Raw genomic sequence first — 14789 nt, forward strand, 5'->3', positions numbered from 1 at the left:
TGTGAAGGATTCTTAACCGAATTACCTGATTACCAGGCCAATGTTATTTAAGTTCAACTTCAGCTCCAGCTTCTTCCAATGTTTTCTTCAATGATTCTGCTTCGTCTTTAGCCAAACCTTCTTTAACTGTGCTAGGAGCACCGTCTACCAAGTCTTTAGCTTCTTTCAAACCTAGACCACAAGCTTCCTTAACGGCCTTAACTACCTGAAGTTTAGCTGCACCAGCGCTCTTCAATACTACGTCGAAAGAAGTTTTTTCTTCTGCGGCAGCAGCACCAGCTGCAGGACCAGCAGCAACAGCTACAGCTGCAGCAGCAGGTTCAATACCATATTCTTCTTTAAGGATAGTTGCAAGTTCATTAACTTCTTTTACTGTCAAGTTAACTAATTGTTCTGCAAAAGCTTTCAAATCTGCCATTTTTTGTATGATTTTAATTGTTTAAATACTTTGTTGATTTTTGAAAATTATTCGGGATGTTATTCCCAAGGCTATAACACCTTTTTCCATTTTTACGCTTCGGTACGTTCACCAAGAGTCTTGAGAACTCCGTGTAGGGTGTTACCACCTGATTGAAGAGCAGAAATAACATTCTTGGCCGGAGATTGCAGCAAGGCAACGATATCGGCGATAACTTCATTCTTACTCTTGATTGAAACGAGAGCATCCAATTGGTCAGCACCAATGTAGAAGCTTTCCTCTGCATATGCAGCTTTCAGTCCGGGAATACCGTCTTTTGCTTTGTCTTTGATCAGCTTAGCAGGAACGTTTGCAGTATTGCTAAACATAACAGCAGTAGTACCTTTCAAAGAACCGTAAAGAGGTGAAAAGTCTTCTTCCAAACTTTCGAGTGCCTTGTGAAGCAGAGTGTTTTTAACCACCATCAATTTGATGTCTGATTTAAAGCAATCTCTTCTCAATGCGCTGGTAGCGGCAGCATCCATAGCTGTAACGTCCACCAAGTAGAAGTGACCATATTCCTTTACTGTAGCAGCAATTTGCTCTATAATCGTACTTTTATCTTCCTTTCTCATTATTTCTCTGTTTTATTAGATTTCATCCACTGATTTCGGGTCGATCTTAATACCCGCACTCATTGTACTAGAAAGATAAATACTCTTAATATATGTACCCTTTGCTGCGGTCGGTTTCAGTTTGTTCAGAGTAGAGATGAACTCTTTCGCATTGTCGCGAATCTGATCAGGACTGAATGATACCTTACCGATAGAAGTGTGAACAATACCGCTCTTATCAACCTTAAAGTCAATTTTACCTTGTTTTACTTCTTTTACAGCCTTAGCAACATCCATAGTTACAGTACCACTCTTAGGGTTCGGCATCAATCCACGAGGACCGAGTACACGACCGAGTGCACCAATTTTACCCATGATAGATGGCATAGTGATGATTACATCAATATCAGTCCATCCACCTTTGATCTTTTCAATATATTCGTCAAGACCAACATAGTCAGCACCTGCTTCTTTTGCAGCAGCTTCAGCATCCGGTGTACAAAGTACCAACACACGCACTTCTTTACCAGTACCATGAGGAAGTGAAACAACACCTCTCACCATCTGGTTAGCTTTACGCGGGTCAACCCCTAAACGTACATCAATATCCAGTGAAGCATCGAATTTGGAAAAAGTGATTTCTTTTACCAAAGATGCAGCTTCTTTCAGTGAGTATGCTTTCCCTGCTTCAATCTTTTCTGCAGCTAACTTTTGATTTTTTGTCAGTTTACCCATTACAATTGAAGTTTATTAGTTATTAACCGGGAACTCCCCTTTTACAGCGATACCCATACTTCTAGCTGTACCTGCAACCATTCTCATGGCAGCTTCCACAGTAAAACAGTTCAAGTCAACCATTTTGTCCTGAGCAATCGTACGAATCTGTTCCCAAGTAAGCTCGGCAACTTTCTTACGGTTAGGCTCAGCAGAACCACTCTTTACCTTAGCTACTTCAAGTAATTGAATAGCAACGGGAGGAGTCTTGATTACAAAATCGAAAGACTTATCTGCGTAGTAAGTAATGATAACAGGTAAAATTTTACCTGCTTTGTCTTGGGTTCTGGCATTGAATTGCTTGCAAAATTCCATGATATTGATACCCTTAGAACCCAAAGCAGGTCCAACGGGAGGTGATGGATTTGCAGCGCCTCCTTTAATCTGTAACTTGATTAGTCCAGCAACTTCTTTAGCCATTTTTTTATTGATTTATATATAAACATTAAACGAAGAACAACAACAGCGTAACAATTCCGTGTTATTCCTTTTCCACTTGCATAAAGCCCAATTCAAGCGGTGTTTTGCGCCCGAATATCTTTACCATGACCTTTAGTTTCTTTTTTTCACTATTCACTTCTTCAATGATGCCACTGAATCCGCTAAAAGGTCCAAAAGTAACTTTTACAGTTTCACCCACTACGTACGGAATATTAAGTTCTTCACCCGTTTCCTGCAGTTCGTCCACTGTACCAAGTATACGATTCACTTCTGATTGTCTGAGAGGCACCGGTTTCTCGGAGCCACCTAAAAAGCCTATCACATTCGGAGTGTTGCGCAAGTGATGAGCGACCTCACCAACCAAAGCAGCCTCCACCAAAACGTAACCAGGAAGATAACTTCTTTCCTTCACAATTTTTTTGCCATTGCGAACCTGGTAAACTTTTTCAGTAGGAATCAATACCTGAGATACATATTCACCAAGGTCGCTGTTCTTAAGATCAGCTTCAAGATATTCCTTTACCTTAGCTTCTTTTCCACTAATAGCACGCAGAACGTACCATTTCTTTTCAATCTCAGCCATTTTCAATTCCTATTTTTTAATGTGGATAAACGATTTTTTCCATGAAGTTCTGGAAACAGACATCCATACCCCATACTACCAATGCAATAAGCAGGGAAGCATATAAAACAACTACTGCACTGTTAGCAAGTTCAGAATACGTAGGCCACGATACTTTATGTACAAGTTCGTCGTAAGATTCTTTAATATAAGCTATTACCTTTTTCATTTCAATAATATTAGCACGGGAGGAGAGGCTCGAACTCCCGACACCCGGTTTTGGAGACCGGTGCTCTACCAACTGAGCTACTCCCGTGTGTACATAATCAGTTCCCGATGAAAAACCGGGAACTGATTAATTATTGTGTATTAGTCGATAATTTCAGTAATCTGACCAGCACCTACCGTACGTCCACCTTCGCGGATAGCGAAACGAAGACCCGGGTTCAATGCTACTGGGTAGATCAACTCAACTGTAATAGTTACGTTATCACCCGGCATTACCATTTCTGTTCCTTCCGGCAAAGTGATTTCACCTGTACAGTCCATAGTACGCAAGTAGAACTGAGGACGATATTTGTTGTGGAACGGAGTGTGACGACCACCTTCTTCTTTCTTCAGGATATAAACCTCAGCTTTGAATTTAGAGTGCGGTTTAATCTGACCCGGTTTACAAAGAACCATACCACGTTTGATTTCGTTCTTGTCAACACCACGAAGCAAAAGACCCACGTTATCACCAGCTTCACCTTGATCCAACAGTTTACGGAACATTTCAACACCAGTTACAACTGATTTCTTATCTTCACCTAAACCAAGGATTTCAATTTCATCACCAACGTGAATAATACCTGTTTCGATACGTCCTGTTGCTACAGTACCACGACCTGTGATAGAGAATACGTCTTCAACCGGCATCAAGAATGGTTTATCAACATCGCGCGGAGGCAGTGGAATCCAAGTATCAACAGCATCCATCAGCTCCATAACTTTGTCTTCCCATTTTTCAACACCGTTCAATGCGCCAAGAGCAGAACCACGGATGATAGGAGTATTGTCACCGTCGAAATCATAGAATGAAAGAAGTTCTCTCATTTCCATTTCAACGAGTTCCAACATTTCTTCGTCGTCTACCATATCGCATTTGTTCAAGAATACAACCAGACGAGGTACGTTTACCTGACGAGCCAACAGAATGTGTTCGCGAGTTTGAGGCATCGGACCATCAGTTGCAGCACAAACGATGATAGCACCGTCCATCTGAGCAGCACCAGTTACCATGTTCTTTACGTAGTCGGCGTGACCCGGGCAGTCTACGTGTGCATAGTGACGGTTAGCTGTTTGATATTCAACGTGAGAAGTATTGATAGTAATACCTCTTTCTTTTTCTTCAGGAGCGTTGTCGATAGAATCGAAAGAACGCAATTCTGAAAGACCTTTTTTTGCCAACACTGTAGTGATAGCAGCTGTCAACGTTGTCTTACCGTGGTCTACGTGACCGATTGTACCAATGTTCACATGCGGTTTGGTACGTTCAAATTTCTCTTTAGCCATAGCTTTACTTGTTATTTATTTGATTAATAATCAGCATTTACATCCTTTATGAGCTGTTACCGGGATTTGAACCCGGGACCTCTTCCTTACCAAGGAAGTGCTCTACCACTGAGCTATAACAGCAAGAAAAGAGAGCGGAAGACGGGGCTCAAACCCGCGACCCTCAGCTTGGAAGGCTAATGCTCTATCAACTGAGCTACTTCCGCATTCTTGCCAAAGTTGTCACTCTGATTGTGGGCAAAGATGGATTCGAACCACCGAAGGCGTAAGCCAGCAGATTTACAGTCTGCCCCATTTGGCCACTCTGGTATTTGCCCTTTTCAAAATCAAGAAATAAAAGAACTCTTTTCAAACAATATGATAAAGACAGATGTTCTTTCTTTGTTCTTCAGTTTCTTTTTGAGCCTCTTGTCGGATTCGAACCAACGACCCCGAGATTACAAATCACGTGCTCTGGCCAACTGAGCTAAAGAGGCAAACTTACTAAAAAATGCAACCGTCACGTTCTAACGCGAGCGAAACGGCTGCAAATTTAGTTATTTATTTCTTTCCCGCAAAATATTTGGGATTTTTTTATTTGCTACGTTGCTTTTCCTTGTATTTAACCAGCTGTTTTCCGAGCGCTTCCACATCTAAATCAATTGCCTCTTCAAATGTATCACACACTTTGCTTGCATAAAACTCTCCATTAGGGATTAATATTTTAATGCCTGCTTCTTTATTTTCAGCAACTTCTGGTTTTACTACCTTTAATGACACCTCTACTTTCTTTATATCTTCGTAATATTTCTCCAACTTAGACACTTTCTTCTGAATAAATGCCTGCAATTGCTCTGACGCATCAAAGTGAATTGATTGAATTCTAACATCCATACTTACCTCCTTTTTTTAAGCTCTTGGATGAGCTTGTTTATACACTTTTTTAAGTTCTTCAAATGTGGCATGCGTATAGATCTCGGTAGTCGTAATGCTCTCGTGACCTAAAAGTTCTTTTACCGCGCCCAACTCCGCTTCATTATTCAGCATTGTGGTAGCAAAAGTATGCCTCAACACGTGAGGACTCCTTTTCTTCAGCGTTGCCACCTTTGACAGGTTCCGTTTCACTAAATTATAGACCAGATTCTTATAAAGCCGTTCGCCATTCTCTCTAATAAAGAAAGCCTCCGACCTTTCCGGAATCATTTCGTTTCTTACATTAATATATTCAAGCATCAACTCCCGCAGTTCATCACCGAACGGTATCAGTCGTTGCTTATTTCTTTTCCCGGTCACTTTCAGAAGAGAAGCCGAAAAATCCACATCCTTATCATCCAAACCTATTAATTCCGAAAGTCTCATGCCAGTAGCATAAAACACTTCAATCACCAACCGGTCCCGACAACCTTTAAATCCTTCGCCAAAATCCGTATCATCCAACAACCGATTCATTTCGTTCTCTTTTAAGAACACAGGCAACGGCTTTTTGTTTTTAGGTCCTTTTATTTTACGCAAAGGATCTATAGTCATTTCTCCCTGTCTTATGAGATACTTGTAAAACGTTCGGAGCGAACTTAGCTTACGATTTACAGAAGTTGAGGTATACCCTTTATCCATCAATGAAACAATCCATTCACGAATCAGTTCCGCCTCGACCTCTAACGGATTAAACTTTCCATACTCTTCCTGAGCAAACTCCTGCAGTTGCTTTATATCTTCACCGTACGCAAGAACGGTTTTTTCAGAATAGTTCCGCTCATACTGGAGATAATCAAGAAAAGATTCTATCAACATAATATCGCTACATCTAAAATCGTGCAACGAATGTATGAAAAGAATTCAATAATTCAAAGGAAATTACGAATTATTAATCTTCTACTTGCTGAAGTTGTTGTACGTAAACTGCGCGTTCTTTCTTAAGTCTTTTAGTTACAGACGGTTTATCAAACTGCTGTCTGCTTCTCAATTCTTTTACGATGCCAGTTTTCTCAAATTTTCTTTTGAACTTCTTCAGCGCTTTTTCAATGTTTTCGCCTTCTTTTACAGGTACTACAATCATTTTGTTACTATTAATATGTTATGATTAAAAAAATTCTGCAGTCAAATTGCGCCGCAAAATTACACATACTTTCTTTATTCACAAAACTTTCGGCAAATATTTCTCAAAAACTATTCATAAACAAGTCATTAAATGCAGAAAGTTAGTACCTTTGAAACACTTACATGTCTATAATAATATAATAAGGTATGAAACAGAACATAAAAGAACGAGTGCATGCTTTGCGCATGACCTTCCATCCCAATTACATCAAAGCATTCATTATCCCCAGCACCGACCCTCATCTTAGTGAGTATGTGGCTCCCCACTGGATGTCACGCGAATGGATTTCCGGTTTCACAGGTTCCGCAGGAACAGCGGTCATCCTGATGGACAAAGCGGGATTATGGACCGACTCACGTTACTTCCTTCAGGCAGAGAAAGAGCTGGAAGGCAGCGGCATCACACTCTACAAAGAGATGTTGCCGGAAACTCCAAGCATAACAGAGTTTCTCTGCCAGCACTTAAAACCCGGAGAATCTGTAAGCATTGACGGGAAAATGTTCTCCGTGCAACAGGTAGAACAAATGAAAGAAGAACTAGCGGTACATCAGTTACAGGTAGATATATTTGGAGATCCATTAAAAAACATCTGGAAAGACCGTCCCTCCATCCCTGACTCTCCAGCTTTTATTTATGATATCAAATATGCAGGAAAAAGCTGCGAAGAAAAAATATCCGCCATCCGTTCGGAGTTGAAGAAGAAAGGCGTCTATGCTTTATTCATATCTGCACTGGACGAAATAGCATGGACTCTCAATCTACGAGGAAACGACGTACATTGCAATCCAGTCATAGTGAGCTACCTGTTAATTACACAGGATGAGGTGACTTACTTTGTTTCTCCGGAAAAAGTGACGCCGGAGGTCGAGACTTATCTAAAGAAACAACAAATAGGAATACAGAAATATGATGAGGTAGAGACATTCCTGAATTCTTTCTCCGGAGAAAATATTCTTATTGATCCACGGAAAACGAATTATGCGATTTACTCGGCCATCCATCCGAAATGTTCCATTATTCGCGGCGAGTCTCCCGTCACATTATTGAAAGCCATTCGTAATGAGCAGGAAATAGCCGGCATCCATGCTGCCATGCAACGGGATGGAGTGGCACTTGTCAGATTTCTCAAGTGGCTGGAAGAATCTGTATCCACCGGAAAAGAAACTGAATTAAGTATAGATAAAAAGCTGCATGAGTTCAGAGCAGCACAGCCTCTCTACATGGGAGAAAGCTTCGACACCATTGCAGGATATAAAGAGCATGGAGCAATCGTGCATTATTCGGCAACGCCGGAAAGCGATGTACCCCTTCAGCCTAAAGGGTTCCTACTCTTAGATTCAGGGGCACAATACTTGGACGGAACCACTGACATCACTCGTACCATCGCATTAGGCGAACTGACGGAAGAGGAAAAGACGGATTATACCTTAATATTAAAGGGACACATAGCATTGGCTATGGCCAAATTCCCAGCCGGAACCCGTGGTGCGCAACTCGATGTACTGGCACGTATGCCTATCTGGAACCACAGAATGAACTTTCTCCATGGCACAGGGCACGGCGTCGGGCATTTCTTGAGTGTACACGAAGGTCCACAAAGCATTCGTATGAATGAGAACCCTGTAATTCTCCAACCCGGTATGATTACATCCAACGAACCTGGTGTTTATAAGGCAGGCAGTCACGGGATACGTACGGAGAATCTGACGTTAGTCTGCAAAGATGGAGAAGGAATGTTTGGAGAATATCTTAAATTTGAGACTATCACTTTATGTCCTATCTGCAAAAAGGGGATCATCAAGGAGATGTTGACAAAGGAGGAAATCGAATGGCTGAATAATTACCATCAAACTGTTTACGAAAAGCTATCTCCAGATCTTAACGAGGAAGAAAAAGTCTGGTTACAGGAAGCTACCACTTCTATTTAAGAAATAAGATGTCTGACACTCGGGTGTCAGCATACCCAACACCCGGATGTCAAGCTTACCAAGACCCGGGTGTCAGGACGACCGACACCCGGGTGTCGGACAACATAACATAGTATCAACTAAAAAACATTATTAAATCAAACAAATCTCATGGCTTTAATAAAATCAGTACGCGGATTCACCCCCGAAATCGGAGAAAACTGTTTTCTCGCAGATAACGCAACTATTATAGGAGATGTAAAAATAGGAAATGATTGTAGCATCTGGTTTAGTACCGTATTAAGAGGAGATGTCAACTCTATACGAATCGGCAATGGCGTTAACATCCAAGACGGAAGTGTCTTGCATACATTATACCAGAAATCGACTATTGAAATAGGCGACCATGTATCTGTAGGACACAATGTCACGATCCATGGGGCAACCATCAAAGACTATGCTCTAGTTGGAATGGGATCAACCATCCTGGACCATGCCGTAGTAGGAGAAGGTGCAATTGTTGCCGCCGGTTCATTGGTATTAAGCAATACCATTATTGAACCCGGAAGCATCTGGGGAGGAGTACCTGCCAAGTTTATCAAAAACGTAGACCCTGAGCAAGCCAAAGAGCTTAATCAGAAGATCGCTCACAACTATCTGATGTATTCTCAATGGTATAAGTAGAAGATAAACATCAGATAACTAAACAGATATAAGATGAGAGATACATTTCAAAACAAGTATCTCTCATCTTTTTATCCACCTAATAACATTCATATAATTATTTCTCATTCTATTTTTAGCTACCTCCCATCATTCTCCCACCATATTAAATCAAGAAATAGCAGTCTGATAACAAAACGCCGTGAAAAGTATGAAATAACGGTAGTGTGTAAAAACGCCCTTTCTAATTTATTTCAGGCACGGATTACATGGTCACTTTATGCTGTTATATTTCTAAAAACCGCATAGCCCGTGTTATCGTGCCTAAATTATATCAGTTAGTAAGCTATTAGAAATTAATCATGTGCATAATCTTCTCCGTCGCACCGGCATTGCTAGTCACATAATAACCGGCATTCGTTCCGGTTTCGCGCAAAAAGACCTCATCTGTCAGGAAACGATCCAACAAAGTTTTCAGCTCATCGTAATCTTTGATAGAATAAGCACCTTTTGCTTCCAGCAATTGAACAGCCTCCATGAATTTCTGATACTTCGGTCCGAAAATCACCGGAATACCATATACAGCCGCTTCCAATGTGTTGTGGATTCCTACTCCGAAACCACCGCCGATATAAGCTATTTCACCATAACGGTAAATAGAGGACAATAGGCCGAAGCAATCTATTATAAGGCAATCCGCTTTCAATACATTTCTTTCGTCAGCACGGGTATAGCGCACATACGGACGTTTCAGTTTACCGATGATCTCAACCAGGTGATTCTCATCGATCACATGCGGAGCAATAATCAACTTCATTTCCGGATGATTATTGAAATATTCGAGGAATAAATCCTCATCAGGTCCCCATGAGCTTCCGGCAACAAAAGTAAAAGAATTGTTTCCTTTAAATTTCTCCACCAACGGGAGTTCTTTAGCCTCTTCGCGGATTTGCAGTACACGGTCAAAACGGGTATCCCCCACCACTGTCACACGACTGATGCCGATTTTCGACAAATAACGTTTGGATGCCTCATTCTGAACAAACAGATGATCGAAATCTTTCAAGACATTGCGATAAGTGCCACCGTACCATTTAAAGAATATCTGTTCGCGACGGAAGATGGACGACACACTATATACCGGAATACGGCGCTTGTGCAGCTCATCCAGATAATTCTTCCAAAACTCATATTTGATAAAGAACGCCATGCAAGGATTTGCAATATCCAGGAACTTCTTCACATTCCTCGGCTTATCAAACGGCAGATAGCAAACAATATCCGCCCCCCGGTAATGCTTACGCACTTCATAACCGGAAGGAGAGAAAAATGTCAGCAATATCTTATAGTTAGGATATTTCTCACGAATCATTTCTATCAGAGGGCGTCCTTGTTCAAACTCCCCCAGTGAAGCAGCGTGAAACCAAATATACTGTTCCCCTTTTTCCACTTGTTGGCGTAAAAGTTCATACACCACCCAATGCCCTTTCATCATCTTCCGGGGCTTGCGGCTAAACGGAGCAGCCAAATGGACGATAAAGTCATAAATGACTATTGCCAGGTCGTAAAGCATAGTACTGTGTCGATTACTTCAAAACCTCTACCGCCCGTTTCATACGAGCTATCGTCTCCTCTTTGCCCAATACCCAGGAAATATCGAACATGTGCGGGCCTTTTCCTTCACCCACCAATGTCAGACGGAAAGCATTCATGATATTACCGGTATGGTAACCTTTCTCTGCAATCCAGTCCATAACGACTTTTTCCTGTCCTTCAATACTAAAATCTTCAATACCGGCAATCACTTCCGCCAATTCGGTCATACATTTGGCAGAATCTTCTTTCCAACGTTTCTTCACCGTCTTTTCGTCATATTCGGTAGGAGCCACAAAGAAGAAGCTACATACATCCCACAGTTCTTTAATGAAACTTACCCGGTCTTTCATCATGCCAACCACAGTCACTACCTTTTCGAAAGGAGCCTCTACGCCTTGTTCTTTCAAGAAAGGCAAGAACAGTTCCGCAATTTCTTCGTTAGGTTTCTGCTGTATATATTGATGATTGAACCATATTCCTTTTTTATAGTCGAACTTAGCTCCCGACTTGCTGCAACGGTGAAGATCAAACAATTTAATCAATTCGTCCATCGACATCACTTCCTGATCATTACCCGGATTCCATCCCAATAAAGCCAGGAAATTAATCACAGCTTCGGGCAAATAACCGGATTCACGATAACCAGAAGAGATTTCTCCGGATTTCGGATCGTGCCATTCCAATGGGAATACAGGGAATCCGAGACGGTCACCGTCACGCTTGCTTAATTTTCCATTACCTTCCGGTTTCAACAACAAAGGCAGGTGAGCAAACTCCGGCATCGTATCTTCCCAGCCGAAAGCACGGTACAACAACACATGCAAAGGAGCGGAAGGCAACCATTCCTCACCACGAATCACGTGGGAAACTTCCATCAAATGGTCATCCACGATATTTGCCAAATGGTAAGTAGGCAGTTCGTCAGCCGATTTATAAAGCACTTTATCATCCAGAATAGATGAGTTTATTACTACTTCACCACGAATCAGGTCATTTACATGAATATCTTCATTCGGTTCGATTTTGAAACGAACAACATATTGTTTGCCTTCAGCAATCAGTGCATCCACTTCTTCCTTCGGCATAGTTAATGAGTTGCGCATCATACCACGGGTAGATGCATCATATTGGAAGTTAGCAATTTCAGCACGCTTAGCGTCCAGTTCCTCCGGAGTATCAAAAGCGATGTATGCTTTTCCATTTTCCAGCAAAATCTGCACATATTTCTTGTAGATTTCGCGGCGTTCCGACTGACGGTACGGACCGTGTTCACCACCGAAGCTCACTCCCTCGTCAAAGTGGATACCCAACCACTTAAAAGATTCGAGTATATACTCTTCCGCTCCCGGAACGAACCGGTTAGAGTCAGTGTCTTCAATACGAAATATCAAGTCTCCGCCGTGTTGACGCGCAAATAGATAATTATACAAAGCTGTACGCACACCACCGATGTGCAATGCTCCCGTAGGACTTGGAGCAAAACGAACTCTTACTTTTCTTTCTGCCATAATTTGGGTTAGTATAGGTAAATCGTGGCAAAATTAAACCTTTTTTTCCACACTATTGTTTTTTTTTGTACTTTTCGCAAAAATTTCAGTGGATATGGAACATTTGAAGAAGAAAAAAAGATTTTCATGGAGAGATTTACTATATAAATCACTGCTATTTGTGGGCACTGTAACACTGATTGTCTATTTCCTGCCACGTGACGGAAAATTCAATTACCAGTTCGACATCAACAAGCCCTGGAAGTACGGACAGTTGATCGCTACTTTCGACTTTCCTATTTATAAAGAGGATGCAGTAGTAAAAAGGGAACAAGATAGCCTGATGGCTTTCTTCCAACCTTATTATCAACTGGATAAGAATATAGAGAAAGACGCAATCGCCAAACTGAAGGAGAATTACCACACGAATCTGAAAGGTATTCTCCCTTCCATTGATTATTTACGGTACATCGAACGCACTTTAAAAGAAATCTATCAGGCAGGTATCGTTTCGACAGAGAATATACAGCAGCTTCACAAAGACAGCACTTCATCCGTCATGGTGATTGATGATAAACTGGCTAATCCACAGGCTACCGAGAATCTTTACACAGTAAAAAAAGCCTATGAGCACTTGCTGTCGGCAGATTCCACTCATTTCAACCGGGAAATTTTAAGGCAATGCTCACTGAACGAATACATCACTCCCAACCTTACCTTTGACGAGGAACGTACCCAGGCTGCCAAAGAAGAGATTCTGAACAACTATTCCTGGGCAAACGGATTGGTAGTCAGCGGGCAAAAGATTATTGACCGGGGGGAAATCATCAGCCCGCATACCTATAATATCCTGGAGTCATTACGCAAAGAATCCATCAAACGGAATGAGTCCATGGGACAGAACCGTCTGATTCTCGGCGGACAGATTCTGTTTGTAGGAATGCTGATGCTTTGTTTTATGCTTTATCTCGACCTGTTCCGGAAAGACTACTATCAACGGAAAGGCAGTCTGTCATTGCTATTCACGTTGATTGTATTTTACAGTGTCATAACCGCTTTCATGGTAACACATAATCTATTTAATGTGTATATCATCCCGTACGCGATGCTGCCCATTATCATCCGCGTCTTCCTTGATTCGAGGACTGCTTTCCTGACGCATGTCATTACCATACTGATATGCTCCATATCCCTACGCTTTCCGCATGAATTCATTCTGACACAGTTGGCAGCAGGATTGGTGGCAATATTCAGTCTAAGAGAGCTATCGCAAAGGTCTCAACTTTTCCGGACAGCTTTATTGGTCATACTGACTTATGCAGCCATTTATTTCGCCTTCGAATTGATGACAGAGAACGGCCTTTCCACCGACTTTTCGAAGTTAAACATACGAATGTACACCTACTTCATCATCAATGGAATCTTGTTATTATTCACCTATCCTTTACTCTTTTTATTGGAAAAGACTTTCGGATTTACTTCCAATGTAACGTTGGTAGAACTTTCGAATATCAATAATGACCTTTTACGGCAAATGTCCGAAACGGTTCCGGGCACATTCCAACATTCCATGCAGGTGGCCAATCTTGCTGCGGAAGCAGCCATCCGTATTGGAGCCAAAAGCCAGTTAGTACGTACAGGAGCTTTGTATCATGACATTGGCAAGATGGAAAACCCTGCTTTCTTCACAGAAAATCAGTCAGGAGGAATAAACCCGCATAAGAACCTGAATTACGAACAAAGTGCACAGGTCGTCATCAGTCATGTGACGGATGGATTGAAATTAGCTGATAAACACAATCTGCCTAAAGCTGTCAAGGACTTTATCAGCACGCATCACGGACGGGGAAAAACAAAATATTTCTATATTTCCTGGAAGAACGAGCATCCGGACGAAGAACCGAATGAAGAACAGTTCACCTATCCCGGTCCGAATCCGTTCACCAAAGAGCAGGCTATCCTGATGATGGCGGATGCCGTGGAAGCCGCATCACGCAGTCTCCCGGAATATACGGAAGAAACAATCAGCAACCTGGTCGACAAGATTATCGATTCCCAGGTCACTGAAGGTTACTTTAAGGAATGTCCTATCACTTTCAAGGACATAGCGACTGTGAAAACTGTGTTCAAAGAAAAACTAAAGATTGCTTATCACACCCGGATCAGTTATCCTGAGTTAAAGAAGTAAGCAAACCTGCGCAAGCATCTTCAAGAACATCGAGTACATATTCAAAACCCTCGGCCCCTCCATAATAGGGGTCAGGGACATGATCTGCAGGAATACGGGTGCAATACTCCGTCATGCGATGAATCTTCTTCCATTCTTCAGGAGAAGGGGCTTTGTCTTTCAAATCATCTATGTTCCGGTCGTCCATACCGATGATCAGATCAAAATGATAGAAATCTTCCGTACGGACGGGGCGAGAACGATGCACTAATTGATAACCGCGACGAGCAGCATGAGCACGCATCCGGCTATCCGGCAATTCTCCCTGATGATAAGACAGGATTCCGGCAGAATCTATCACAAATTCTTTTTCCAGTCCCGCCTCTTCAATTAAATGAAGCATTACGCCTTCAGCCGTAGAGCTACGGCAGATATTTCCTAAACAGACAAATAATATTTTCTTCATAATTTATTTTTAACGATACAGAAATGATATAGAATACTTATATATTTTTAGGCACGGATTACACGGATTTCGCGGTTTTAAAAG

16 protein-coding genes and 5 tRNA genes are annotated in these 14789 nt (G+C 41.8%); 3 read left to right on the plus strand and 18 right to left on the minus strand.

The genetic code is table 11. The features are described from left to right. Positions 1–43: 43 nt before the first annotated feature. The 15 genes from rplL to rpsU all read right to left on the minus strand — a co-directional run bounded on the left by rplL (position 44) and on the right by rpsU (position 6377). Positions 44–418, minus strand: a complete 375-nt coding sequence (rplL, locus tag NXX38_RS03450) for a 50S ribosomal protein L7/L12 (protein ID WP_004296358.1) — start codon at positions 416–418, stop codon at positions 44–46. A gap of 92 nt (positions 419–510) precedes the next feature. After that, positions 511–1032, minus strand: coding sequence for a 50S ribosomal protein L10 (gene rplJ / locus NXX38_RS03455; protein WP_099145748.1), 522 nt, complete (start codon positions 1030–1032; stop codon positions 511–513). A gap of 15 nt (positions 1033–1047) precedes the next feature. Further along, positions 1048–1746 carry a 50S ribosomal protein L1 gene (gene rplA / locus NXX38_RS03460; RefSeq protein WP_004296360.1) on the minus strand — a complete coding sequence of 233 codons (699 nt, stop codon included), beginning with the start codon at positions 1744–1746 and terminating at the stop codon, positions 1048–1050. A gap of 15 nt (positions 1747–1761) precedes the next feature. Then, positions 1762–2205 (minus strand): 50S ribosomal protein L11, encoded by a 444-nt coding sequence (rplK, locus tag NXX38_RS03465; protein WP_004307548.1) that lies wholly within the window; start codon positions 2203–2205, stop codon positions 1762–1764. Positions 2206–2266: 61 nt separating this feature from the next. Next, positions 2267–2809 (minus strand): transcription termination/antitermination protein NusG, encoded by a 543-nt coding sequence (nusG, locus tag NXX38_RS03470; RefSeq protein ID WP_004296362.1) that lies wholly within the window; start codon positions 2807–2809, stop codon positions 2267–2269. Between the two features lie 16 nt (positions 2810–2825). Continuing rightward, the gene (gene secE, locus NXX38_RS03475) at positions 2826–3017 is read right to left on the minus strand and encodes a preprotein translocase subunit SecE (protein ID WP_004296363.1); all 192 of its coding nucleotides are present in this window, start codon (positions 3015–3017) and stop codon (positions 2826–2828) included. Positions 3018–3031: 14 nt separating this feature from the next. Continuing rightward, a tRNA-Trp gene (locus NXX38_RS03480) sits at positions 3032–3104 on the minus strand. Between the two features lie 53 nt (positions 3105–3157). Next, positions 3158–4342 carry an elongation factor Tu gene (gene tuf / locus NXX38_RS03485; RefSeq protein WP_008997824.1) on the minus strand — a complete coding sequence of 395 codons (1185 nt, stop codon included), beginning with the start codon at positions 4340–4342 and terminating at the stop codon, positions 3158–3160. A 51-nt stretch (positions 4343–4393) separates the two neighbouring features. Beyond that, a tRNA-Thr gene (locus NXX38_RS03490) sits at positions 4394–4465 on the minus strand. Positions 4466–4475: 10 nt separating this feature from the next. After that, positions 4476–4548: transfer RNA gene (locus tag NXX38_RS03495), tRNA-Gly, on the minus strand. Positions 4549–4576: 28 nt separating this feature from the next. Continuing rightward, positions 4577–4659: transfer RNA gene (locus NXX38_RS03500), tRNA-Tyr, on the minus strand. Between the two features lie 85 nt (positions 4660–4744). Next, positions 4745–4818: transfer RNA gene (locus NXX38_RS03505), tRNA-Thr, on the minus strand. Positions 4819–4915: 97 nt separating this feature from the next. Then, on the minus strand, positions 4916–5215 hold the full coding sequence (gene hpf, locus NXX38_RS03510) for a ribosome hibernation-promoting factor, HPF/YfiA family (RefSeq protein ID WP_004310895.1): 300 nt from the start codon (positions 5213–5215) through the stop codon (positions 4916–4918). A gap of 15 nt (positions 5216–5230) precedes the next feature. Further along, positions 5231–6112, minus strand: coding sequence for a tyrosine recombinase XerC (gene xerC / locus NXX38_RS03515; RefSeq protein ID WP_148365526.1), 882 nt, complete (start codon positions 6110–6112; stop codon positions 5231–5233). Between the two features lie 73 nt (positions 6113–6185). Further along, entirely contained in the window at positions 6186–6377 is a 192-nt protein-coding gene (gene rpsU / locus NXX38_RS03520; RefSeq protein ID WP_002558090.1) for a 30S ribosomal protein S21, read from the minus strand. Between the two features lie 188 nt (positions 6378–6565). On the opposite strand from rpsU, the gene NXX38_RS03525 reads away from it, so the two are divergent. Further along, positions 6566–8347 (plus strand): aminopeptidase P family protein, encoded by a 1782-nt coding sequence (locus NXX38_RS03525; protein ID WP_258978607.1) that lies wholly within the window; start codon positions 6566–6568, stop codon positions 8345–8347. A gap of 150 nt (positions 8348–8497) precedes the next feature. Beyond that, positions 8498–9010: a gamma carbonic anhydrase family protein gene (locus tag NXX38_RS03530; protein ID WP_008997822.1), complete on the plus strand. Its 513-nt coding sequence runs from the start codon at positions 8498–8500 to the stop codon at positions 9008–9010. A gap of 328 nt (positions 9011–9338) precedes the next feature. On the opposite strand, the gene NXX38_RS03535 is transcribed toward NXX38_RS03530, so the two are convergent. Together NXX38_RS03535 and gltX are read right to left on the minus strand one after the other, a co-directional pair. Then, positions 9339–10562, minus strand: a complete 1224-nt coding sequence (locus NXX38_RS03535; protein ID WP_004296372.1) for a 3-deoxy-D-manno-octulosonic acid transferase — start codon at positions 10560–10562, stop codon at positions 9339–9341. A gap of 13 nt (positions 10563–10575) precedes the next feature. Next, entirely contained in the window at positions 10576–12093 is a 1518-nt protein-coding gene (gltX, locus tag NXX38_RS03540) for a glutamate--tRNA ligase (RefSeq protein WP_122137475.1), read from the minus strand. Positions 12094–12187: 94 nt separating this feature from the next. On the opposite strand from gltX, the gene NXX38_RS03545 reads away from it, so the two are divergent. Then, on the plus strand, positions 12188–14260 hold the full coding sequence (locus NXX38_RS03545; RefSeq protein ID WP_148365528.1) for an HD family phosphohydrolase: 2073 nt from the start codon (positions 12188–12190) through the stop codon (positions 14258–14260). Here NXX38_RS03545 and NXX38_RS03550 read toward each other — a convergent pair. Further along, the gene (locus NXX38_RS03550; RefSeq protein WP_148365529.1) at positions 14235–14705 is read right to left on the minus strand and encodes a low molecular weight protein-tyrosine-phosphatase; all 471 of its coding nucleotides are present in this window, start codon (positions 14703–14705) and stop codon (positions 14235–14237) included. The genes NXX38_RS03545 and NXX38_RS03550 overlap by 26 nt on opposite strands. Positions 14706–14789: the final 84 nt, after the last annotated feature.

It is taken from the genome of Bacteroides sp. BFG-637 (genome assembly GCF_024793605.1).
GTDB classification, from domain to species: Bacteria; Bacteroidota; Bacteroidia; order Bacteroidales; family Bacteroidaceae; genus Bacteroides; species Bacteroides vicugnae.

Coding starts and splice junctions, on each gene's coding strand:
- rplL (WP_004296358.1), bottom strand. CDS start 418: ATGGCAGATTTGAAAGCTTTTGCAGAACAATTAGTTAACTTGACAGTA.
- rplJ (WP_099145748.1), bottom strand. CDS start 1,032: ATGAGAAAGGAAGATAAAAGTACGATTATAGAGCAAATTGCTGCTACA.
- rplA (WP_004296360.1), bottom strand. CDS start 1,746: ATGGGTAAACTGACAAAAAATCAAAAGTTAGCTGCAGAAAAGATTGAA.
- rplK (WP_004307548.1), bottom strand. CDS start 2,205: ATGGCTAAAGAAGTTGCTGGACTAATCAAGTTACAGATTAAAGGAGGC.
- nusG (WP_004296362.1), bottom strand. CDS start 2,809: ATGGCTGAGATTGAAAAGAAATGGTACGTTCTGCGTGCTATTAGTGGA.
- secE (WP_004296363.1), bottom strand. CDS start 3,017: ATGAAAAAGGTAATAGCTTATATTAAAGAATCTTACGACGAACTTGTA.
- tuf (WP_008997824.1), bottom strand. CDS start 4,342: ATGGCTAAAGAGAAATTTGAACGTACCAAACCGCATGTGAACATTGGT.
- hpf (WP_004310895.1), bottom strand. CDS start 5,215: ATGGATGTTAGAATTCAATCAATTCACTTTGATGCGTCAGAGCAATTG.
- xerC (WP_148365526.1), bottom strand. CDS start 6,112: ATGTTGATAGAATCTTTTCTTGATTATCTCCAGTATGAGCGGAACTAT.
- rpsU (WP_002558090.1), bottom strand. CDS start 6,377: ATGATTGTAGTACCTGTAAAAGAAGGCGAAAACATTGAAAAAGCGCTG.
- NXX38_RS03525 (WP_258978607.1), top strand. CDS start 6,566: ATGAAACAGAACATAAAAGAACGAGTGCATGCTTTGCGCATGACCTTC.
- NXX38_RS03530 (WP_008997822.1), top strand. CDS start 8,498: ATGGCTTTAATAAAATCAGTACGCGGATTCACCCCCGAAATCGGAGAA.
- NXX38_RS03535 (WP_004296372.1), bottom strand. CDS start 10,562: ATGCTTTACGACCTGGCAATAGTCATTTATGACTTTATCGTCCATTTG.
- gltX (WP_122137475.1), bottom strand. CDS start 12,093: ATGGCAGAAAGAAAAGTAAGAGTTCGTTTTGCTCCAAGTCCTACGGGA.
- NXX38_RS03545 (WP_148365528.1), top strand. CDS start 12,188: ATGGAACATTTGAAGAAGAAAAAAAGATTTTCATGGAGAGATTTACTA.
- NXX38_RS03550 (WP_148365529.1), bottom strand. CDS start 14,705: ATGAAGAAAATATTATTTGTCTGTTTAGGAAATATCTGCCGTAGCTCT.